Source organism: Streptomyces sp. MNU76 (assembly GCF_020982545.1).
Lineage (GTDB): Bacteria > Actinomycetota > Actinomycetes > Streptomycetales > Streptomycetaceae > Streptomyces.
Map to the genome: position 1 here is coordinate 240,231 of NZ_JAJKLK010000008.1, position 21,533 is coordinate 261,763.

Consider the following 21,533-nt stretch of genomic DNA (forward strand, 5'->3'; position numbering starts at 1 on the left):
AGAAGGGGCGGGGTCCGCCCGCGCTCACCGGCAGTATCAAGGCGCCGCCTCCCGAAGTCGGCGTGATCCAAACGACAGGCCCTAGCCGATCTGGACCACGCGGGCCCACTCGGGCGGGTTGTCCGGCACATAGTCGGGATCGTCCTCGTTGTACCTGGTGTGTCCGTCGTGACGGGGGAAGAGGCCGACCACCGTCCGGCACGGCGGCCGGGAGCCGGGCCAGGGCGTCTGGCCGTCGGTGAGGACCACGACGACATCGGGCTTGGGGTGACTGCGGAGCGCCTTGGCGAAACCCGCGCACAGGTTCGTCCCGCCGCCGCCCAGCAGCGGGATGCCCTCCGCCCGGCACAGCGGGTGGGCGATCCGGGCCGCCGCGTCGCACGGGACCACGGTGACGAGGTCACGCCGGCCGCCCACCGCCCGGGAGATCGCGGCGACCTCCAGCAGCGCGCTGCCCAGTTCCGCGTCGCTGACCGACCCCGAGGTGTCGATGATCACGGAGACATGGGGCGGGCGGCGCCGCAGGCTCGGAAGCACCGTGCCCGGCACACCGGCGGAGCGCCGCGACGGCCGGCCGTAGCTGTAGTCCTCCCCGGCGCCCGGCGCGGAGGCCGCGGAGCGGACCGCCGCACCCAGCAACGCCCGCCACGGCTGCGGCGGATGGAACGCCTCCTCCGCCCAGCGCTGCCACCCCTCGGGCGCGGAGCCCGGACGGCCCTTGATGCCCTGGGCCACCCGGAAGCGGACCGCGTCCCGTTCCTGCGGGGTCAGGCCATGCGCCCCGTCCGGGCCCAGCTCCCACTCCCGCTCCAGGCCGTCGGCGCCGCTGCCGCAGTCCAGCCAAGCCAACTCCAGGGTGGCGGCACCGAGTTGGAACTGTCGCAGATAGTCCTCCATCAACTGCCCCGTGGGCAGTCTCAGGAACCCCGGTTCGACGACGCCCGCGGGCTTGACCAGTCCGTCGCCGAAGATGTCGTCGTTGATCTCGCAGTCGGCGGCGATGTTCATCCGCAGCCGCTCCCCGGGGCCGGTCAGTTCCCGTTCCCTGGCGACCCGGTCGCTGCGCCCGTGATGGTCCCGCAGCAGATGGGACACCTCGTGCACCCACACCCCGGCCAGCTCCTCCACCGGCGTGCGGTCCACGAAGCCGGGGGAGACGTAGCACCTCCAGTGCCGGTCCACGGCCATCGTGGGCACCCGCCGGGACTCGACGGTGTGCAGCGCGAACAGGGCGGTCGCCAGATAGGGCCGGGCCCGCGCCGCCTGGAGCCGGGCGGTGAAGAGCTTGTCGAGGTCGAGGGTGCCTTCGCCGGTGTCGTGCCCGGTGGCCGTGCTCATCGGCGCACCTTCGTCGCCGCCTTCGCGCGGGCCGCCGCCTCGTCCGCCCGGCGGGAGAGGGTGACCACTCCGGCGAGGTTCTCGATCGCCGTCGGAACGTCCCAGTCGTCGCGGCGCAGCGAGGCGAGGGTGGTGGCGGGGACGACCACCAGATCCGGCGCCCCCGTCTCCAGCGCCCGAACCAGCAGCGCCCACGCCGCGTCCCACCGTGCCTTGTCCGGTCGCGACCGGACCGCCGCCACCACCCCGTCGAGCACCGCCTGCCGCAGATCCCCCCGCTGGGGCAGTTCCTCCGCCGTCGGGTCGGCGAGCAGCACCTCGGGGTCGGGGAGGTCCAGCCGGTCCAGTCCGGCCAGCAGCTCCAACCCCGGCCCGTCGCCCACGGTGCCCCTGACCAGGAGGGACAGCACGTCGCGCGAGACACCGGAGGCGGTCGCGAACGCGATCAGCCGCAGCGTCATCTCCCAGCTCCGCGGCGACGGCCAGGGCCCGCCGCGCCGGCTCTCGCTGTTGGGCAGCTGATGCACGAGCTTGGGGCGCGCGGCCAGCAGCGTGCACACCGCGCGCCGCGCGAAGTCCACCGCCTCCGCCAGCCGCTCCGGTGCCAGCCGCGGCAGGGTGGCCCGGGGCCAGGTTCCCCCGAGCCCCCGTACGACGACCTCGTGGTCGTGCGTCCACTGCAGGTGGACGAACCGGTTGGCCAACGGCGGGCTCAGCTCCCAGCCGTCGGCCGCCGAGGACCTGGGGTTGGCGGCGGCCACGATCCTTACGTCCGGCGGCAGTTGGAGCGTGCCGATCCTGCGCTCCAGCACCAGCCGCAGCAGCGCGGCCTGGACGGCGGGCGGCGCCGTCGACAGCTCGTCCAGGAAGAGCAGCCCCCGGCCGGCGCGCACCAGGCGCACCGCCCAGTCCGGCGGAGCCATGGGGACACCCTGCTCGGCCGGGTCGTCCCCGACGATCGGCAGGCCCGAGAAGTCGGACGGCTCGTGCACGCTGGCGATCACGGTCGTCAGCGGAAGATCGAGGGAGGCGGCGAGCTGGGTCAGCGCCGCGGTCTTGCCGATGCCCGGTTCACCCCACAGCAGTACGGGCAGGTCCGCGGCGACGGCCAGGGTCAGCGCCTCCAGCTGGATGTCGGGGCGCGGTTCGGTGGACGTGGTGCGCAACATGCTCAACAGGTCGGCGGCCACGTCGAGTTGGGAGAGCGGGTCGGCGTCGGAGGGCAGGGCGAACGGAGTGCGTGTGGGCATGTGGGATCACCTTGGGGTGTAGAGGGCTGAAGCCGAACGCACGCGGTCGCAGGCGCGCGAGGGGTGTGGTCGCAGGCGTGCGAGGTGGCTGATCAGAGCGTGCGAGACGGGTGTTCAGGGCTGAGAAGCGTCCGAGGTGGACGGTCGGAGGCGCGCGAGATGTGTGGTCGGGGGGTGTGCGAGGTGGTCGGTCAGAAGAAGGTCGCCACGCGGGGGCGGCGCCGGCGGGACGGTCGACGGCCGACGTTGGAGCGGACCCGGCCGGAGAGGGGTTCGGCGAGACCGGCCCGGTACAGGCCGTAGGCGATCCGCCGGCGCGCCGCGGACTCCAGCTCCTCCCGCAGCGGGCCGTCGCGCAGGACCGCCTCGGGGCCCAGCAGCCCTTCGACGACGGCCAGTGCCCCGGCGACGTCCCCGTGGTCCAGCCGCTCGCGTACGCCGGACAGACAGTCCGGACGGCGATGCGCCTCGTCGATGGCCCGCAGGCAGGGGAGCGGAGTGCCGGTCAGCGCGACCAGCAGTTCCTCACGCCGGAGTTCGTCCGGGTCGTGGTCGAGTGCCACCAGCACGCCGTCGACCAGACCGATCCGGTGCCGCTCTCCCCGGCACTCCACGGTCCGCGGCTGCCCCGCCCGGTCCGGCGCCTCGGCCGGACCCGACGGCACATGGTCCGGTACCAGCGCCGACGCGACCAGCGGATGCAGCCGATGGGCGTCGAGCGCACCGGTACGGAGCAGTTCCAGATCGGGCAGGACCCAGGTCGCGGCGTCGGGCAGCACCGGCAGCGCGCCGAGGGCACCGCCGTCACCGGACGCGGCCGTGAGCCGTGGCGCGGGTGGCGGGGTGTCGTCGTCCGCCTCCGCGTGGGCGTCCTCGCCCGGGGCCCGGTCCGTACCGGCATCCGGGCCCAGGTCCAGGACGAGCCGCCGTCGGGCGCCGCACCGTACGAGCACGGAGCCGGTGGACCGCCCCTCGGCGCGCAGCACGATCGCCGCTTCCGCCGCCCACCGCTCGACGGCACAACCCTGCTCCGCCGCCCACGCCCACAACTCGTCCGAGGCCGTCGGAAGAGGCAGTGGCGGGTGCGAGGGCGAGGGCGAGTGGGGGTGGTCCGCCGGTGGTGCCCCCTCGCCCGTGGGTCGATCCGCTCCCGAACGGCCCCGCAGCTCACCGGCCCTGCGCGCGTCCCAGAGATGGCGGTGCAGATCGAACCGATGGCGACGGCTGGGCCGTGGATGGGGATGGCCACGGGCCTCGGGCCCGGACCCCTCCCACAGCGCGAGACCGATCCGCTGGCCGGCGTCGGCCCACGCGGGCGGAGTACGGGCCACCAGATGCACCGGCCCCGAGCCGGCACCCCCGGCCGTCCGGTACCGGGCGAGGGTGAGGGTCAGGCCCGGTCGCAGCAGCCCGTCGGGAGCGATCCTCGGCATGTGCCAACGCAGCAGGTCCGGTGCCAAGTGCCGTAGGTCCGAACGGACTTGGGACGCCAGCTCCGAGCCGTGACGGGCTGCCAGGGAACGCAGGTCGAGATCGATGTCGACGGCCGCGGCGGCACATGCGCCGGCCCAGTCGCCGACGGCACGGCGAGCGGCCGCGGTCTCGATCATGGAGGGTGGCACGGCGAACTCACGCACGCGCAACCAGAAGGAAAGCCGGGGATCCCCGTTCGCTGCATCGGTGAGCATCAGCACTCACCTTGCGCGGACGGAACCCCCGATCTGCTGAGGGAACGAGTAGTCATCGCGGGGATGGTAACGCCACACCTCCCGCTCCCGCACCTGTCTTTCGACCCGGGTGTGCGCGCCCGAGGCCACCGAGCCCGAGTGGTGCGGGCCAGGGCACCGGCGTACGGTCGAACAGTGACCGCGGCGGTGGACGCGCTCGCGCACCGCACCCTGCTTCAGCGACGCCTTTGCGACACGTCATGAGCGATTCGCAGCCGACCTCCCCAGTGCGGACCACCACCTCGGAAACAGGGGGTGGGGGAAGTGCGATGGCGCTGTTCGTCATCGCCTCGTGCCAGCTGATGGTGGTGCTGGACATCACCATCGTGAACATCGCGCTGCCGGACATCCAGCGGTCGCTGGACTTCTCGACGACGAGCCTGGCGTGGGTGGTCAACGCGTACACGCTCACGTTCGGCGGCCTGCTGCTGCTGGGCGGACGGGCCGGGCGGCGGGTGTTCGTCTTCGGCGTGCTGCTGTTCGTGCTGGCCTCGCTCCTCGGCGGTCTCGCCCAGAACGAGGGCCAACTCCTCGCCGCCCGCGCCCTCCAGGGCGTCGGCGGTGCCATCGCGTCCCCGACGTCCCTGGCGCTGATCAGTACGACGTTCCGCGAAGGACCCGAGCGCAACCGGGCGTTCGGGGTGTTCGCCGCCGTCTCGGCGGGCGGCGGCGCGATCGGACTGCTCGCCGGCGGCATCCTCGTGGAGTGGCTGAACTGGCGGTGGGTTCTGTTCGTCAACGTGCCGATCGGACTGCTGATCGCGTTGGCGACGCCCCGCTGGATCAAGGAGTCCGAACGGCACCCGGGCCACTTCGACATCACCGGCGCGCTGACCTCCACCCTGGGCATGGTGCTCCTGGTGTACGGCTTCATCCGGGCCGCGCAGGAGGGCTGGCGGGACGGGCTGACGCTGGCGTCGTTCGCCGGGGCCGTGGTGTTGCTCGTGGTGTTCGTGCTGGTGGAGCGGCGGTCCCGGCAGCCGATCACCCCGCTGCACATGTTCGCCGACCGCAACCGCGCGGGCACCTACGGCATCATGCTGTGCCTGGCCGCGGCGATCTTCGGCATGTTCTTCTTCCTGACGCTCTTCACCCAGAACGTCCTGGACTTCAGCCCGCTGGCCACCGGCTTCGCGTTCCTGCCGGTCAGCGCGGTCATCGCGGTCGGCGCCGGGCTGGCCTCACGGTTTCTGCCCGTGTACGGTCCCAAGCCGTTCATGGTGGTGGGCGCGATCCTCGCGGCGGCCGGCCTGGGGTGGCTGACCCTGACCGACGTGGACTCCACCTACGCCGGCAGCGTGCTCGGCCCGATGCTCGTCTTCAGCCTGGGCATGGGCATGGAGTTCGTCGCACTGACCTTGATGGCGCTCTCCGACGTCGCGCCCGCGGAGACCGGCGCCGCCTCCGGGCTGCTGAACGCCACCCAGCAGGTCGGCGGTTCGCTCGGTCTCTCCATCCTCGTCACGATGTTCGGCACGGCCAGCACCAACGAGAGGGATGAGCAACTCTCGGACTTCGAGTCCACGGCGACCCCGGCCGAGCGCCTGGAGTTCGAGCGGACCGGTCAGCTGCCGAAGCCCTGGTCCGACGAGGTGCTCACGGCGGGTGTCTCGGCCGCCTTCGTCATGGCGGCCATCTTCACCGTGATCGCGGCCCTGATCGCCGTCCTGGCCATCCAGGTGCGGCCCTCCGACCTGGAGCGGCTGAAGGGTGGTGCGGCCGGCGCGCCGCCCGGCTGAGCGCGGCACGCCGACGCGCGTCAACCGCTGGTGCAGGCGGCCCAGTTGAAAGTGAACGCGGTCGGTGTCGGTTGGTGGAGCCGTGGTCGCCGACGGCCGCGCTGCCGCTGGCCGGTGCGCTTCGCGTCGCCGGTCGCCCTGTGGTCACGGGCGGCGGAGGGCCGCACGGCGGCCGTGCCGTTCACGATCCAGCGGACGGGGGAGCGGGCGCGGGGCAAGGTCCGGGCGCTGACCGTCGGGGCGTCCTTCGACGGCGGCGACCCGGCGAGGGGGTACCGGTGGCGAGAACCGTGCGCTGATCACGCATCCGGCGCTCACCACGCTGCCCGCCGAGCACCCCGACCGCAACGGCCACGGCCAGGTCAGCCTCAGCGTCGAAGGCGTCGACCGGGCGTCGACCTCCGAACTGGCCGTGAAGAAGGCGTGCAAGCTCGAGAAGTCCTGACCCGGTGAACCGGGGGAGGACCGTCCCGCACCCGCGCGGACTTCCTCGGTGTCTCAGCTCTCCGGGGCTCCCGAGCGCATGCCGTCCATGACCAGGTCGAGGAGGCGGGTCGCGCGCGGCTGCCAGTCCTCGGGGTCGATCTGCCAGAGGCCGGCGATGGCGAGGAAGAAGTCGTCCGCGGTGATCCCGGGGCGGACGGTACCGGCCTTCTCGCCCGCGCGGAGCAGGAGTTCGGCGGCCTCGGACACCGGGGTGGGGTCCGGCTTGCCGGGGGCGTCGGGGCCGCAGGTGGCCTGCCGGATGGCGTCCGCGAGGCCCGCCTTGGCCATGGCGAACCGGGCGAGGTGGTCCATCCACTCGCGCAGCGCCCGGTCGGGCTCGCGGGTGGCGAGCAGTTCGGCGGCGGAGTCGGTGACCTGCCGCATCTCGTGCCGGTAGATCTCCAGGACGAGGGCCTGCCGGGTGGGGAAGTGGCGGTAGAAGGTGCCCTGTCCGACGCCCGCCTCCCTGGCGATCCTGCTCAGCGGTGTGTCGGCGGCACGGGTCAGCTCGACGAGCGCGACCGACAGGATGCGCTCGCGGTTCCGCTGGGCGTCCGAGCGCAGAGAGGCGTCCTTCTTCTGCCGCACGCGACCTCCCGAGGAATCCGTGACCGAAACCCGCGCTTGTTAAGCGGACAACTGTCCGTTACGTTTCTCGGACCGGACGGCTGTCCGGTTGCCTCATCGTAGCGTCGGCGCCATCCGCGCCGACAGCCGCGCCGTACCGTTTTCCTGATTCGACCGTCGGCCGGAGCGAGTCCCTCCCGACCTGTCCCGGATACGCGAAAGAAGGCTGATCATGTCCCCAGCCACCTCATCGACGTACAGCGCCATCACCCTGAACATCAACGGAGAGAAGCACACGCTCTCCGTCGACCACCGCACCACACTGCTCGACGCCCTGCGGGAGCGCCTCGACATGACGGGCACCAAGAAGGGCTGCGACCAGGGGCAGTGCGGAGCCTGTACCGTCCTCGTCGACGGTCGGCGGAGCGTGTCCTGTCTGCAGCTGGCGGTGGCCGCCGAGGGGCGTGAGATCACCACCATCGAGGGTGTCGCCGACGGGGACGACCTCCACCCCGTGCAGCAGGCGTTCCTCGATCTGGACGGCTTCCAGTGCGGCTACTGCACGCCGGGCCAGATCTGTTCGGCCATCGCGGTCATCGAGGAGCACGCGGCGGGCTGGCCCAGCGCCGCCACCGACGACGTACGCCCACAGGCAGGACCGCCACCGCTGACGCCCGAGGAGATCCGCGAGCGGATGAGCGGCAACCTGTGCCGCTGCGGCGCCTACGTGTCGATCGTCGAGGCCGTCGCCCGCGCCGCCGCCGACAGCGCCGCGAAGGCCAAGGAGGCCGTGGCGTGAGGGAGTTCGACTACCAGCGCGCCCATGACGTCTCCGGCGCGGTCGCCCTGCTCGGCGCCGATCCCGAGGCGCGCTTCCTCGGCGGCGGAACCAACCTCGTCGACCTGATGAAGACCGGCGTCGAGCGGCCCGCCCGCCTCGTCGACGTCCGTGAACTCCCGCTCGACGAGATCGAGACGACCGACGACGGCGGACTGCGGATCGGCGCGACCGTCACCAACAGCGACCTCGCCGCGCACCCCGAAGTCCGTCGCCGCTACCCGGTGTTGGCCCAGGCGGTACTGGCCGGCGCCTCCGGACAGCTGCGCAACATGGCCACGGTCGGCGGCAACCTCCTCCAGCGCACCCGCTGCGGCTACTTCGCCGACGTCACCCGGCCCTGCAACAAGCGGGTCCCCGGCAGCGGCTGCCCCGCGATCGAGGGCGAGCACCACAACCACGCCGTCCTGGGCGCGTCCGAGCACTGCGTGGCCACGCACCCCTCCGACATGGGAGTGGCGCTGGCGGCCCTCGACGCCGTCGTCTCCTACGAAACGGCCGATGGGCGGGGCGAGTTGCCGTTCGCCGACTTCTACCTCCCGGTGGGCGACACCCCGCACCTGGAGACCGCCCTGCCGCCGGGCGCCCTGATCACCGGCGTCACCCTGCCGCCCACCCCGGTGGCCGCCCGCTCCCGCTACCGCAAGGTGCGCGAACGCGCCTCGTACGCCTTCGCCATCGGCTCGATCGCCGCCGCGCTCGACGTCCGGGACGGTGTCGTCCACGACGTGCGGCTGGCGTTCGGGGCGGTCGCGTCCAGGCCGTGGCGGGCCCACGCCGCGGAACGCGCGCTGACCGGCGCGCCCGCCGACGCCGAGGCCTTCGCGGCCGCCGCCGACGCCGAGCTGGCGGCCGCGCGACCGCTGCGGCACAACGCCTACAAGGTGACGCTGACGCGCAACCTGGTGGTGGCGGTCCTGTCCGAACTCACCTCGGACACCGCCTCGGACCCCACCTCCGAAGCCACCCGTGAACACCCCTCCGCGGCCACCGAGGAGGCCACCCGATGACCACCACCCCAACGGAACGCCGGGGCGCCGTCGGCACCGCGCACACCCGCGTCGAGGGCCGTGACAAGGTCACCGGAGCGGCCCGCTACGCCGGCGAGATCCCGTTCGCCGGGCTCGTCCACGGCTGGCTGGCGCTGTCGACCGTGGCGCGCGGCCGGATCCGTGCGATCGAGACCGCCGACGCGCTCGCGCGGCCGGGCGTGCTCGCCGTCCTGACCCACGAGAACGCCCCGCGCGTCGAAACCGACTACACGAGTCTCATGGGGATGACGCCCGACCCCACCACGGCCGTCTTCCAGCACGACCGGATCCCCCATCTGGGCTGGCCGGTCGCTCTGGTGGTCGCCGAGACCTCCGAACAGGCCAGGGAGGCCGCCGAGGCCCTGGTCGTGCACTACGACCAGGAACCGCACGACGTCACGTTCACCGCCGAGCACCCGGACGCCTACGACGCGGGCGGCTTCGGCCCCGCGGTGACCGGGAAGGGCGACCTGGAGGCCGAACTCGCCGCGTCCGCGGTCGTCGTGGACGCCGAGTACACCACCCCCGAGGAACACCACCACCCGATGGAGCCGCACGCCGTGACGGCCCGCTGGGACGGTGGCCGCCTCGATGTCGTCGACGCCAACCAGGGCACCATGTGGGTCGCCGGCGAACTCGCCAGTCTGTTCTCCCTCGACCCCGCGTCGGTGCGGGTGCGCTCCGAGCACGTCGGCGGCGGCTTCGGCGGCAAGGGCGTGCGCGCGCACCAGGTCGCCGCCGTCATGGCCGCGACCGTGCTGCAGCGGCCGGTCCGGGTGGTCATGACCCGACGTCAGATGTTCTCCCTCGCTGGGTACCGCAGCCCCACCACCCAGCGGGTCCGGCTCGGCGCCGACGCCGACGGACGGCTGCGCGCGCTCGAACACCGCTCGCACAGCCTCACCTCGACCGTCCACGAGTTCGTCGAGCCGGCTGCCGGACCGGCCCGCGTGATGTACGACGCCGACGCCCACCACACGGTCAACCGGGTCGTACGGCTCGACGTGCCCACCCCGACGTTCATGCGGGCGCCCGGCGAGGCCCCGGGATCCTTCGCCCTGGAGTCGGCGCTCGACGAACTCGCCGAGAAGCTGGGCATCGATCCGATCGAACTGCGTGCCCGCAACGAACCCGAGCGCGGCCCGGTCTCCGGGCTGCCGTTCGCCGGCCGCAACCTGCGGGCCTGCTTCCGTGAGGGCGCCCGCCGGTTCGGGTGGGCCGATCGCGACCCACGCCCCGGTGTGCGCCGCGACGGCCGCTGGCTGCTCGGCACGGGGACGGCGGCGGCCTCCTTCGGCGCGGGAGCCATGCCGTCCACGGCCGCGGTGACGGCCGAGGCCGACGGCACCTACACCGTGCGGGTCAACGCGGCGGACATCGGGACGGGCGCCCGCACCGCGCTCACCCTGGTCGCCGCCGACGCGCTGGAGGTGGCGGTGGACCGGATCCGGGTGCGGCTCGGCGACAGCGACCTCGGCCCGGCCATGATCGCCGGCGGGTCGATGGGCACCCGTTCCTGGTCCTGGGCGGTCACCCTCGCGGCGGGCGAACTGCGGGAACGGCTCGCCCTCGGTGGCGGCGTCCCGCCCGAGGGCATCACTGTCCGCTCGGACACCACCGCCGCCATCGGCGCCCTCGCCCAGAAGGAACGGCACTCCTACGGCGCCCAGTTCGCCGAGGTCGCCGTGGACCCCGCCACCGGCGAGGTACGCGTACGCCGCATGCTCGGCATCTTCGCGGCCGGAAGGATCGTCAACCCCCTCACCGCCCGCAGCCAGTTCATCGGTGGCATGACCTGGGGCCTGTCCATGGCCCTGCACGAGGAGGCGGTACGCGACCGGGCGTCCGGCGGCCACTACGGCGCCGACCTCGCCGGTTACCACGTGGCCGCGCACGCCGACGTCCCCGCCGTCGAGGCCGACTGGGTGGACGACCACGACCCCGAGGACCCCGTCGGCATCAAGGGCATCGGCGAGATCGGCATCGTCGGCGCGGCGGCCGCCGTCGCCAACGCGGTCTGGCACGCCACCGGCGTCCGTCACCGCCGTCTGCCGATCCGGCCCGACCGCGTCCTGACGGCGGCCCGAGATGCTTGACCTGGCCACCGAGCTGACCGCCTGGGCCGAGGAGGGCCGCGACTTCGCCGTGGCCACCGTCGTCGCGGTCGGCGGCAGCGCACCGCGCGGTCCCGGTGCGGCCCTCGCCGTCGACGCCGAGGGCACGGTCATCGGCTCCGTCTCCGGCGGATGCGTCGAGGGCGCGGTGTACGAGCTGTGCACACAGGCCCTGACGGACGGCGAGACGGTCCTGCAGCGCTTCGGCTACAGCGACGAGGACGCCTTCGCCGTCGGCCTGACCTGCGGCGGGGTGATCGACATCCTGGTCACCCCCGTCACCGCACGGTCACCCGCCCGAGCGGTCCTGCGCTCCGCGCTCTCGGCCGCCGCCGAGGGCGAGCCGACGGCCGTCGTCCGCGTCGTCCGGGGCCCGTCGGAACTCCTCGGACAGGCCCTGCTCGTACGCGCCGAGGGAGCGTCCGGCGGGGTACGTGAAGGCGCGTACGCCTACGACGGTGGTCTCGGCGGGCATCTGGACCTGGACCGGACCGCCGTCGCCGAGGCGCGGGCCATGCTGGACGGCGGACGCACCGGCACGATCGAGCTCTCCGCGGACGGGTCGTACTGCCCGGACGGTCTCACCCTCCTCGTGGAGACGAGGGTGCCACCACCCCGCATGATCGTGTTCGGGGCGATCGACTTCGCGTCGGCACTGGTGCGGGCGGGCAAGTTCCTCGGGTACCACGTCACCGTGTGCGACGCCCGACCGGTCTTCGTCACCCGGGCCCGCTTCCCCGAGGCGGACGAGATCGTCGTGGACTGGCCGCACCGCTATCTGCGGCGCACCGCGACCGACCACCGCACCGTCCTGTGCGTGCTCACCCACGACGCCAAGTTCGACATCCCCCTGCTCAAGGAGGCCCTGCGGATGCCGGTCGCGTTCGTGGGCGCGATGGGCTCCCGCCGCACGCACGCCGAGCGCGACCGGAGACTGCGCGAAGTCGGGCTCACCGAGAGGGAGTTGGCCCGGCTGCGGTCCCCGATCGGGCTCGACCTCGGTGCCCGGACGCCCGAGGAGACGGCCCTGTCCATCGCGGCGGAGATCGTCGCGGCCCGGCGCGGTGGCACGGGTGTGCCGCTGACCGGTTCGGACGCACCGATCCACCGGGATGCGGGGGAGCGGGGAGCCGTGGTGGCGGCCTGAGTACGTCGGACGGGGCGACCTGAGTATGTGGTCCGATACGGGGCGCCCCGTCCCGGTGATGCACTGTGGTCATGGACACGCACACCTCGCGCCCGCGCCCCCTCCGCCAGGTCACCGCCAGGGCCACGGCCACCGGTTCGGCCTTGGCGGTGGTGCTGCTGCCGCTGGTGGTCGGCGCGTTGGTGGCGCGGTCGGCCGGCGCCGACCCGATGGCGTCGGTCAACGCCCTGATCGCGGGCGGCGGGGAGCGGGCGAAGCTCTCCCGGAACCATCTGCCCGTCCTGCGGAACATGCGTTCGGTGCCCCGCAGGGTGGGCGCGCGGTGGGCGGGGCGACGCCCGGCGACGGACGGTCCGGCGGGCCGTCCGCCGGTCCGCCCGTCGGGGCGGCGGCTACTGCCCGGCCGTGAGGACGTACGTGTTGAGGTTTCCGACGGTCGTCAGCGGGGACGGTGAACCCAGCTCGTAGCGGTCCACGGCGAGGTAGTTGGGCTTCTTGCGCGCGGCCGGGGTGCAGAAGTTCTGCGCCCGGTTGCCCAGTTTGGCGTTGTCCGTCTCCGCCGTACCGCTCATCGTGTAGTCGCGGAAGTGGTTCATCACGAACAGCGGGTGGAAGGCGGCGGAGTCCGTGGTGAGCGGTCTGTCCGTGCCCCAGCGGCTGTAGCAGGACCAGTCGGAGCCGCCGATCCCGCCGCCCATGGACCAGTAGTTCTCTACGGTCCACTCGCGCTGGTACATCACCCCGAACGTGTCACGGGTGACGTAGCCGGCGGAGGTGTCGCTCGCCCGGGTGCGGTCGCTGAAGATCAGCAGCTGCTTGCCCCGGGCCGCGAGGTCCGCCACCCTCGGCCAGCCGCTCGTCGCCACACCCTCCTGGTCCGGCCGGTACAGCACGTCGGACAGACCGCTCACGGACGCCAGCGACGACTTGAGCACGTCCGAGGAGGTGTAGTCCTCCAGGAAGACGGTGACGAACTGACCCGGGTTGGCCTTGAGGAAGGTGACCATGCGCTGGAGGTCGGTGGCGAGCGACACCGGGTTGCTCACCCCGGCACAGCTGTTGTGGCAGAGCATGGCCTGCCCGGACACGGTGTACGCGTCCAGCATGAACCCCCTTACCCCGTCGGTGAGTTGGCGGCTCACGCCCCGCGCCTGGTTCGGGAACAGACTGACGGGGAACGACGCGAAGTTGCCGTCGGCCCCGTTCGCGTAGGCGTTGTGCGAGGTGAGGAACGAGACCTGGTCGAGCGTGCGGGTGTCGGCGGAGGGCACGGGCGACGTCGCGTAGGACACCGGTGTGAGGTGCCAGCGGGCGTAGGAGCCGTTCGACCCGACCTGCACGAGGGCGGCGTCGGAGGATGCGCCCGTCAGGTACTGCGAGGTCCCCGGCACGCCGATGGTGTACGTGCTGTTCGCGGCCTCGGTGACCGTCCACGTGGTGCCGTCCGCGCCGCAGGTCGCGGTCACCGCGGAGGTGCCGCCGCGTCCGAGGCAGATCCCCGACTGGTCGGTGCTGCGCAGCTGGTGGCCACCGGTGACCGCGACGGGCGTCCACTGCTGGTGGTCCTCGTTGCCCTTGGGGTTGTGCGCGGCGACCGTACCGCCGGAGGCCGCCGCGTTCAGGCCGGTGACGGAGTTCTGCAGGTACACCGCGTACGTGGGGACGGCCGCGGCGGCGGGGCCCGAGACCGCGACGGGCACGCCCAGGGCGAGCACGGCGACCGCGCAGAGGGCGCGGGCGCGGACACGAGGGCGCGAACGAGGACGGCGACGGGGGCGGGGACGGGTCTGACTCACGGGGTTCCTTCCGCTGCGGGCACACGGGGTTGATGTCAGAGGCATGACACACCGAGGGGCGGGTCGCGCACCAGTCCCGAGGCATGAAGTCCTCATGGGCGCGAACGCGCCGTTGTGTGGCGGGACTTGAGCCAGCGTCGCCTCCTGGTTCGTGTTTCAATCAAGTCTTGGCGATTCCGTGGAGAAGATCTGTTTAAATTCTGAAACCCGTTCGAAGAGAGACCACGCGTGAGTGAACCGACAGCCCCTGTCTGCCCGCAGTGCGGAACGCCCCGGGCGACGGACGGCACCCCGGCCTGTTCCTGCGGCCGCCTCGCGTCGGAAGCTCATCGGGACGTGCGCGCGGCACAGGCCGAGGCCGCCGAGGACTTCGACCCGGTGCGCATACGCCCGTTCGTACAGGTCGGCGACGACGACGGCGAGCCGCACGGCACATCGCCGTCGGTCGAGGAGCTGCCCCCCACCACCGGTGAGGCCGCGCCGGCCGCGGCCGACGTTCCGACACCGGTCGACGACGCTGATGCGGACGTGGACGCGGACGCACAGCGCTCGGACGGGCGGGAGTCGGGTGGTCGGCGGCGTCGTCGGGTGGCGCTGGCCGCCGGGGTGGGAGCCGCCGCGGCCGCCGTCCTGGTGACCGGCGGGATCATCGGCGGCCTCTTCTCCTACGACGCACCGTCGCGGGACGGCTCGGACCCCGACGACATCAGGGCCGGCATCCCGGACGCGGCGGCCGCCCAGGAGGCGTCGCGGTCGGCGACCCCGTCCCCCACGGGCTCCACGGCGTCCCCGTCCGGCACCGCGTCCACCTCGCCCGGGGCGACCCCGACCACGACCTCGACCGAGGCGACGCCCGACCCGTCGGCCACCCTGACCAGGGACCCCTCGGGAGGCGACGCCACGCTGACGGAGGCCCCTCGCCCACCGCCCCCGACGGGCCGCCTCCCGTCCTCGGTCTCGGCGACCGGGGCGCGGAGGTCACCGAACTCCAGCTCCGCCTCCGCCAGGTCGGCCTGTACAACGGCGACGCCGACGGCGACTACGACCGTGAGGTCCAGAGCGCGGTCCGCGGCTACCAGCTGACGCGTGTCCTCCTGGAGGACGAGTCGGGCGTGTACGGCGAGGCCACCCGCGCCTCCCTCGAATCCGAGACCACGGAACCGTGACCCCCACGTCCCACGTGAGCCGCGGGCCGTGACCCGCGTGCCGTCAGCCGTGCCTCCGGAGCCGTCGCCTGTCCGCGTGCCGTACCCCCCTCCCTCACGGGGACGCGGTGGTGAGGTGGCGGCGGGCCTGGTCCGCCGTGTCGCTGTGGGGGAACTGCTCGGAGATCTGCTGCCAGATGTCGCGGGCACGGTCGACGCCCTCGGGGTCGTCGCGCGCTTCGAGGGCCTGGGCGAGGTGCGCCCACTGACGGGCATGGCCACCGGAGTGCTCGACGGCGTCCTGGAGGAGGTCGACGGCCTCCTCCAGGCGCCCCTGCCGGTAGGCGACCCAGCCGCAGGCGTCCTCGCACAGGGCCATCCGACCGGGCTCCAGCACCTGTCGCGCACTCTTCAGGGCACCCTCCGCCAGGAGCCGCGCCTCGTCCAGCCGGATGCCCTGCTCCGCGTAGAACATCGCGAGCCGCGCGGTGAGCGTGACCAGCGCGGCCCGCAGCGGAGGTTCCTCGTCCGTGCCGTGGAACGCCTCCAGCCGGGCCGCGCAGGCGTCCTGCGCCTCGATCAGCTCCTGCTCCACCTCCCACGGCTGCTCCCGCCCGGCGATCAGACGGGCGATCAACTCGTGATGCCGGCCCGCCCCCGACCGGCTCGCGGTGTCACCGATCGAGCGCAGCGCGACGACCGCGTCGTCCGAGCGGCCCAGCAGATCGAGGACGTCGGCCAGCTCCTCGTGCATCCGGGCCTCCAGGTCCGCGCTCAGGGACGCCTCCAGCGTGGCGTCGACCAGCTCCTCCCGTGCCCGCTCCAGCAGTACGGCGCGCTTGTCGCCCTGCGTGGTCTGCGCCCGTCGCCGATGGGTGACGGCCAGTTCGAGGCGCGCCAGGTCCCGCTGCTCCCCGGCCGGGAGCAGCTCGATCAGCCGCAGGAGGGTCTGCTCCGCCAGGTCGTACTGGGCCCGCTGGTCGCGGTACAACCGCGCCAGGGTGAACCGTGGATAGGCGTACAGCGGCGCCAGCTTCAGCGCGTCCCGGCAGTCCCGCACGGCGTCACTCGCCCGCCCCTGCCGTACGTACACCGCAGCCCGCCCCGCGAGGGCACGCGCCCTGGTGGGCAGGTCCGGCGGCTCGGCGGACAACTCCGTCAGCCGTTCCTGGCCCCGGCGCCCCGAGCGGTAGCGCGGGCACACGGTCTTCGGCGCCCGGTCGAGAACGGCGTCGTACTGCGCGACGGCCCGCCGATAGCTCTCCGCGGCCGACGCCCCGTGCTCGGCGTCGGACAGCGAGTCGCCGAGGGCCGCGTGCGCGTCGCCGAGGTCGACGTTCCACTGCGGCGGTGCCTCCAGCCCGGCCGGTAGGCCCTCGCGGACCGCGCGGGTCAACTCCTCGACCGCCGCCGCCCAGTGGCGACGCTGACGGTCTGAGGGCCGGATCAGTCCGGCGAGCGCTCCCTGCAACAGCCCGATCTCCCGTGCGGCCAGGGAGACCTCGGGCGCGGACGTGCCCGGCGAGGCCCGCAGCGACTCGATCTCGGCCAGCGCCTCCCGCAGCCCGGCTTCGTCGAAGTGCTGCTGCGCTTCCCGGGCATGGGCCCAGGCGCGCGCCCAGCGCAGGGTGAAGGGCTTCTTCCGGGCCGGAGCCTCCGCACCGGCCGGCCGCGCGGATCCGTCGGCGCCGCCCTCGACCACCGGGCCGACGCCGCTGTGATCGGAAGGGTCGGCGTGGTCGTCGTCCTCGGTGGCGCCGTACGGCGACGGCCAGTACGCGTTGACGATCCGGCGTACGTCCTCGCGGCCGGGTTCGAGGGCCAACGCCATGCCCGCGAGGCCCCGGGCGGCGAACTGGTTCCCCCTCCAGAACATCTGGTTGACGGCGAGCAGCAGCCAGGCCTCGGCGTCGTCGGGGTGCTGGTGCGCGGCGACGGTGAACAGGGAGCTCGCCAGTTCCCGCGTGCCACCGGGCTCCGGTGATCCGGCCGCGAACAGCCCGACGTCCCGGACCGCCACATGGTGGTTCTGCGGGTCCCGCTGGATCGCCTCCAGACATGCGAAGAGCGCGCCCTCACGGTTGTGCCGCTGCAGCATGCGCCCCCGCAGCGCGTGCAGTTCGGCCATGTCGGGCGCCCAGCGGATGGCCGTACGGATGTACCGGTCGGCCTTCCGCCGGGCCCGGCGCCCCGACCGGTTGCAGGCCTCCCCGGCGAGCCGGAACCAGCACTCGGACCGCATCGCGACGACGTGCGCGATCCGCTCGGTCAACGGCCGTACCGCCAACTCGTCGCCGTCCAGGACCAGTCGGCGGGCCCGTTCGTCGACCAGGTCCTGCTCGGTTTGGCGGAAGTGCCGCAGCGCCTCGCGCACCTTGGCGTCGGCCGGCCCCGTCCCGGTCCCGGTCGGCTCCGATCCGGCGGGGGCCGCGCCCGACTCGACGGGCTGCCTCCGCTCGGCGTCCTGGCGCAGCAGGGTCACCCCGAGCCAGTACGAGGCGAGCGCGGCGTCCATGCGGTGACCGTCGGCGGCCTGGCGCAGGGCGCTGCGGGCCGACTGGGCCGCCTGGTCGAGGAGTTCGGCCCGCTTCGGTGCCTCGACGTCCGGGTGCTCGGCCTGTTCGAGCGCGGCTCTGGCGAGCTGGATACGGGCGGGAGCGAGGGTCGGGTCGAGGGTGACGGCCTTCTGCCACATCAGCGTGGCCGCGCTGCGCACCACGGCCGAGGCCCGGAGCCCGATGTCGGTGCGGATGCGCCGCTGCTCCCGGTAGACCAGCCCCAGGTTGTGGTACGCGGCGGCGTAGCCGGAGCTGTGCGAGAGCGCCGCGCGGAAGTGCTCCTCCGCCGCGTCGAGATGGTGCAGCAGCCCCTCGCGCTGGAACCGCTGGTAGCTCTCCAGACCGTCCACCAGGCGTTGGAAGCTGTCGACGTCGGCTCCCGACTCCGAGGCGCCGGGCCGGTCCAGTTCGATGCGGTGGGCCAACTCCCGGGCGAGGACGGCGCTGGCCCGGCGGATGTCGGCGTCGGCGGGGATGTCCGTCTGCGCCGACCAGGTCCGGCCGCCGTGGCCGGACTGGGAGGCGACGACCCGCAGCACCCCGTCGGTCTCCACCAGCGAACCCTGCAGGGTCCGTCCGAAGGCGCGCTCCACGAGCGTGAGCACCGTGCCGACCTGGAGCTGCAACGGGCCCAGGGCGACCGTCCCGATCTCGGTCGCGTTGATGTCGCCGTGCAGTCCGGTCGTCGCGACACCGGACTTGAACGGCACCCGCGCCGACGACCGCAGCACCATCTCGCCCCGCTCGCCCGCCGGGTTGAGCACATCGGCGGGGGTGATGAACGGTTCCTGACTGACCAGCTCGGAGATCCGCTCGATCTCGCTGTGCAGCAGTTCGGCGAAACCCGCCGCGACCTTGTCGAGCTCTCCCACGTCGTCCCCGGCGACGAGGTTCTTGAAGGAGAGGATCCGCACCGGTCGGGAACGCCGGCGGCTGACCGCCAGCAGCACGAGCACGACGGCCAGGACGAGCGCGATCCACTCCAGCGTGGACCACTGCGCGGAGACGTCCTGGATGACACCCGTCACGGCGAGGACGATCAGCGCGGCGGCCAGCGGCACGAAGGCCGAGTTGGCGGTGAGCGCGGTCCTGAGGAGCACGGCGATCCGCCGTGCCCGACGCGCCCCGGCCGGCGGCCACGACCACGCGACACGGCCTGTCTCCCGGACGAGATGCTTGAGCGAGGGCATGACGTCGCGCCCTTCTGCCGCGCCCCCTGTCCGTCAAGGCCCCTCCTCGTTCCAGCGTGCGCCCGGAACCACCCGGCGGCAATTCAGGCCCTGAGGGCCGTACCCCGGGGCGGAGCCCCGAGGCTGTGACGGGTGTCGGCCGACTCGGCGCGCTACCAGTAGTCGGGCAGGGAGTAGCGCTCGGTGTGGGTGGCGTGCCACTCGTGGTTGCCGGCCCCCCACGCGGCGAGCCCGGCGACGTAACGCCCGATGGGCGGGGAGGTCGCCGACAGGGCCGCGGAATCCTAATCGACACCGGCTCCGCCGAAGTCTTCCGCGACGAGGACACCGACTACGCCACCCGCATCTGGGCGGCCGGCGGCCAGGCCGAACTCCACGTCTGGGCAGGAGGCTTCCACGGATTCGACGCCCTGTACCCGCAGGCACACATCTCGGCCACAGCCCGCCGAACCCGCACCGACTGGCTCGCCCGGCCCGCGAGGTCGTCGGCCAGGGCGGGTGAGACGTATGCGGGTACCTCGTCGTCGGTGAGGTCGCCGAGGAGGCAGCGCCATCCGAATCCGTTCATCTCGCGGGTCCAGACGCCGGGCCTGTTCGCGTACTGGAGGCTGGAGATGGTGGTGTTGCGGTGGTCGAGCATGGGGCCGATCAGGACCTGGGCGGCGATCGGCGGGGTGCCGAGGTCGCGGGCCAGCAGGGTGACGCCGGCGGCGAGGCCGCCGCCCGCGCCGGCGCCTGCGACGATGATCCGGGCGGGGGCGATGCCCAGTTCGGCGGCGTGGTCGGCGATCCAGAGCAGTCCCTGGTAACAGTCGTCGACCGGGACGGTGCCGGTGGACTCGGGCGCGAGGCGGTAGTCGACGGAGACCACGACGGCGCCGAACTCGTCGAGCCACTCCGGCGGGATGTCGATCTGTCTGACTAGGGCGTGTTTCGGAAGTCCCTTCTGCTCTGCGACGCCCGGCACGCTCCCCCAGTCTCGGCTGGCGCTCGACCGGGAGGTACCCCCACCGCCGCACCGGACGAAAGGCCAAGTACACCCAGTACGAGGCCTTTCGTCCGGCGCGCCGAGAGCACGCACCGGACGCCGCAGAGCCGCCCTTCGGGCGACGAAGGGACTTCCGAAACACGCCCTAGGAACGGTTCACCGCATCCCTCGCGCTCGAACTCGCCCCGTTCGGTGTGCGGGCGAAGACGGTCAAGCCGGGCGCCTGCCTGACGACGAACTTCGCGGCCGATGCGACGAAGGGCGCCGCGCTGGACGAACTGGTCCCGGCGCCCTACGCGCCATGGGCGAAGAAGGCCATGGGCGACTTCACGGGCCAGGACCTGTTCACCAACGAGAGCGACGTCACCGAGACAGTGTGGCGAGCCGTGCACGACACGACCGGCCAACTGCGATTCCCCGCCGGCCCCGACGCGGTCTCGCTCTCCCAGGCGGAGTGACCACAGTCGTCCCCGACCGCCGGACGGCCGTCGAGGGCGGGGTGTTCGGCCCACTCGTAGAAGAGATACGCGGCGAAGGGCACGGTGGGCCGCAGGGCGGTGCCGATCGCTGCCGTGACGGCGGTTGACAGCCGTGAACGTTCTTCGCGAATCAAAATGATCGGCCGAGCTACGGAGCGTTCCGTTTGCAGGTCAAGACATGGGTAGGAGATGTGGGCGGTGCCACACTCCGCCGCTGCGGGATCCTGTGGAGCGCCTGAGGAGACGAGAACCGGAGGTGGTCGCCGTGGGCGAGCGCACGGCACCGAGTGCCCTCGCGGCCCGGCTCACCGGCACCCCGGCGGTCGGCGAGCGTCGGCTGTCCGGCACCCTGACCGAGGTGACCCTCGACGACGGCCGGAAGGTGCTCGTCAAGCAGGGCGACGGCCCCGGCGCCGCCCGGGCCGAGGCGGCCGGACTGCGCTGGCTCGCCGAGGCGGACACGGTCCGCGTGCCGACGGTCCACGGCCACGAGGGGAACCGCCTGGTGATCGACCTGGTGGACCAGGGGGCACCGAGTGCCGGGGCGGCGGTCCGCCTCGGCGTCGAACTGGCCGCCCTGCACGGCTCCGGTGCACCCGCCTTCGGCGCCCCACCGCCCGGCGGCCCGACGGAGGCGTACATCGGACGCGCCCCCATGCGGAACACCCCCGGCGACGAATGGCCCGCCTGGTACGCCGAGCACCGGGTCCTGCCGTATCTGCGCCAGGCGGTCGACGACCGGACGATCCGCCCCGCCGAGGCCGGCCTGATCGAGGAGGTCTGCGCACGGCTGCCCGACCTGGCCGGCCCCGCCGAGCCACCCGCCCGGCTGCACGGCGACCTCTGGAACGGCAACGTCCTGTGGGGCGCCGACGGCCGTGCCCGGCTCATCGACCCGGCCGCGCACGGCGGCCACCGTGAGACCGACCTGGCGATGCTGGCGCTCTTCGGCTGCCCCCACCTGGGACATGTCCTGGACGGCTACCAGCGGGCGGCACCCCTCGCCGACGACTGGCAGGACCGCGTCGGCCTCCACCAGCTCTTCCCCCTGCTGGTGCACACGGTGCTGTTCGGACGGGGCTACGCGGAACAGACCCTGGCGGTGGCGCGGGCGGCACTCGGGAGGTGAGTCACCGGCGG

General features: G+C 73.1%; 13 protein-coding genes and 5 pseudogenes. 10 read left to right on the forward strand and 8 right to left on the reverse strand.

Annotation, left to right across the window (positions count from 1 at the left end):
- Positions 1–81 precede the first annotated feature (81 nt).
- The 3 genes from E4N62_RS21300 to E4N62_RS21310 form a co-directional block, all read right to left on the reverse strand.
- Entirely contained in the window at positions 82–1,338 is a 1,257-nt protein-coding gene (locus E4N62_RS21300) for a VWA-like domain-containing protein (RefSeq protein ID WP_230216705.1), read from the reverse strand.
- On the reverse strand, positions 1,335–2,588 hold the full coding sequence (locus E4N62_RS21305; protein WP_230216707.1) for a MoxR family ATPase: 1,254 nt from the start codon (positions 2,586–2,588) through the stop codon (positions 1,335–1,337). Before E4N62_RS21305 ends, E4N62_RS21300 begins: the two co-directional genes overlap by 4 nt.
- Positions 2,589–2,779: 191 nt before the next feature.
- Positions 2,780–4,276 (reverse strand): hypothetical protein, encoded by a 1,497-nt coding sequence (locus E4N62_RS21310; RefSeq protein ID WP_230216709.1) that lies wholly within the window; start codon positions 4,274–4,276, stop codon positions 2,780–2,782.
- 308 nt (positions 4,277–4,584) lie between these two features.
- Between E4N62_RS21310 and E4N62_RS21315 the strand changes: the two genes are divergently transcribed.
- Positions 4,585–6,054, forward strand: a complete 1,470-nt coding sequence (locus tag E4N62_RS21315; protein ID WP_230216711.1) for an MFS transporter — start codon at positions 4,585–4,587, stop codon at positions 6,052–6,054.
- A 498-nt stretch (positions 6,055–6,552) separates the two neighbouring features.
- Here the strand turns inward: E4N62_RS21315 and E4N62_RS21320 are convergent, their stop codons facing one another.
- Positions 6,553–7,128: a TetR/AcrR family transcriptional regulator gene (locus tag E4N62_RS21320; RefSeq protein WP_230216713.1), complete on the reverse strand. Its 576-nt coding sequence runs from the start codon at positions 7,126–7,128 to the stop codon at positions 6,553–6,555.
- 211 nt (positions 7,129–7,339) lie between these two features.
- On the opposite strand from E4N62_RS21320, the gene E4N62_RS21325 reads away from it, so the two are divergent.
- From E4N62_RS21325 to E4N62_RS21345, 5 genes are all read left to right on the forward strand, one after another.
- Entirely contained in the window at positions 7,340–7,906 is a 567-nt protein-coding gene (locus E4N62_RS21325; RefSeq protein WP_230216715.1) for a (2Fe-2S)-binding protein, read from the forward strand.
- Positions 7,903–8,955 (forward strand): xanthine dehydrogenase family protein subunit M, encoded by a 1,053-nt coding sequence (locus E4N62_RS21330; protein WP_230216717.1) that lies wholly within the window; start codon positions 7,903–7,905, stop codon positions 8,953–8,955. The genes E4N62_RS21325 and E4N62_RS21330 overlap by 4 nt, the downstream gene beginning before the upstream one ends.
- Positions 8,952–11,072: a xanthine dehydrogenase family protein molybdopterin-binding subunit gene (locus tag E4N62_RS21335; protein WP_230216719.1), complete on the forward strand. Its 2,121-nt coding sequence runs from the start codon at positions 8,952–8,954 to the stop codon at positions 11,070–11,072. Before E4N62_RS21330 ends, E4N62_RS21335 begins: the two co-directional genes overlap by 4 nt.
- On the forward strand, positions 11,065–12,237 hold the full coding sequence (locus E4N62_RS21340) for an XdhC/CoxI family protein (RefSeq protein WP_230216721.1): 1,173 nt from the start codon (positions 11,065–11,067) through the stop codon (positions 12,235–12,237). Before E4N62_RS21335 ends, E4N62_RS21340 begins: the two co-directional genes overlap by 8 nt.
- A 71-nt stretch (positions 12,238–12,308) precedes the next feature.
- Positions 12,309–12,692, forward strand: coding sequence for a hypothetical protein (locus tag E4N62_RS21345; protein ID WP_230216723.1), 384 nt, complete (start codon positions 12,309–12,311; stop codon positions 12,690–12,692).
- On the opposite strand, the gene E4N62_RS21350 is transcribed toward E4N62_RS21345, so the two are convergent.
- Positions 12,630–14,033, reverse strand: a complete 1,404-nt coding sequence (locus tag E4N62_RS21350; protein ID WP_230216725.1) for a phospholipase — start codon at positions 14,031–14,033, stop codon at positions 12,630–12,632. The genes E4N62_RS21345 and E4N62_RS21350 overlap by 63 nt on opposite strands.
- 228 nt (positions 14,034–14,261) lie before the next feature.
- Between E4N62_RS21350 and E4N62_RS21355 the strand changes: the two are divergent.
- A pseudogene (locus E4N62_RS21355) lies at positions 14,262–15,199 on the forward strand (peptidoglycan-binding protein).
- Positions 15,200–15,293: 94 nt separating this feature from the next.
- Here E4N62_RS21355 and E4N62_RS21365 read toward each other — a convergent pair.
- The gene (locus E4N62_RS21365) at positions 15,294–18,926 is read right to left on the reverse strand and encodes a tetratricopeptide repeat protein (RefSeq protein ID WP_230216729.1); all 3,633 of its coding nucleotides are present in this window, start codon (positions 18,924–18,926) and stop codon (positions 15,294–15,296) included.
- A gap of 152 nt (positions 18,927–19,078) precedes the next feature.
- A pseudogene (locus E4N62_RS21370) lies at positions 19,079–19,210 on the reverse strand (cyclase); the annotation flags it as partial.
- Between the two features lie 3 nt (positions 19,211–19,213).
- On the opposite strand from E4N62_RS21370, the pseudogene E4N62_RS21375 reads away from it, so the two are divergent.
- Positions 19,214–19,399, forward strand: a pseudogene (locus E4N62_RS21375) (alpha/beta hydrolase); the annotation flags it as partial.
- On the opposite strand, the pseudogene E4N62_RS21380 reads toward E4N62_RS21375, so the two are convergent.
- A pseudogene (locus E4N62_RS21380) lies at positions 19,399–19,842 on the reverse strand (alpha/beta hydrolase fold domain-containing protein); the annotation flags it as partial. The pseudogenes E4N62_RS21375 and E4N62_RS21380 sit on opposite strands and share 1 nt — an antisense overlap.
- A gap of 221 nt (positions 19,843–20,063) precedes the next feature.
- Between E4N62_RS21380 and E4N62_RS21385 the strand changes: the two are divergent.
- Positions 20,064–20,372: pseudogene (locus E4N62_RS21385) on the forward strand (short-chain dehydrogenase/reductase); the annotation flags it as partial.
- Positions 20,373–20,658: 286 nt separating this feature from the next.
- On the forward strand, positions 20,659–21,522 hold the full coding sequence (locus E4N62_RS21390) for a fructosamine kinase family protein (RefSeq protein ID WP_230216732.1): 864 nt from the start codon (positions 20,659–20,661) through the stop codon (positions 21,520–21,522).
- Positions 21,523–21,533 lie beyond the last annotated feature (11 nt).

Bases quoted from the DNA above. Each gene is read 5' to 3' on its own strand.
- E4N62_RS21340 (WP_230216721.1), top strand. From the start codon at position 11,065: ATGCTTGACCTGGCCACCGAGCTGACCGCCTGGGCCGAGGAGGGCCGC.
- E4N62_RS21325 (WP_230216715.1), top strand. From the start codon at position 7,340: ATGTCCCCAGCCACCTCATCGACGTACAGCGCCATCACCCTGAACATC.
- E4N62_RS21345 (WP_230216723.1), top strand. From the start codon at position 12,309: ATGGACACGCACACCTCGCGCCCGCGCCCCCTCCGCCAGGTCACCGCC.
- E4N62_RS21365 (WP_230216729.1), bottom strand. From the start codon at position 18,926: ATGCCCTCGCTCAAGCATCTCGTCCGGGAGACAGGCCGTGTCGCGTGG.
- E4N62_RS21305 (WP_230216707.1), bottom strand. From the start codon at position 2,588: ATGCCCACACGCACTCCGTTCGCCCTGCCCTCCGACGCCGACCCGCTC.
- E4N62_RS21315 (WP_230216711.1), top strand. From the start codon at position 4,585: ATGGCGCTGTTCGTCATCGCCTCGTGCCAGCTGATGGTGGTGCTGGAC.
- E4N62_RS21310 (WP_230216709.1), bottom strand. From the start codon at position 4,276: ATGCTCACCGATGCAGCGAACGGGGATCCCCGGCTTTCCTTCTGGTTG.
- E4N62_RS21300 (WP_230216705.1), bottom strand. From the start codon at position 1,338: ATGAGCACGGCCACCGGGCACGACACCGGCGAAGGCACCCTCGACCTC.
- E4N62_RS21335 (WP_230216719.1), top strand. From the start codon at position 8,952: ATGACCACCACCCCAACGGAACGCCGGGGCGCCGTCGGCACCGCGCAC.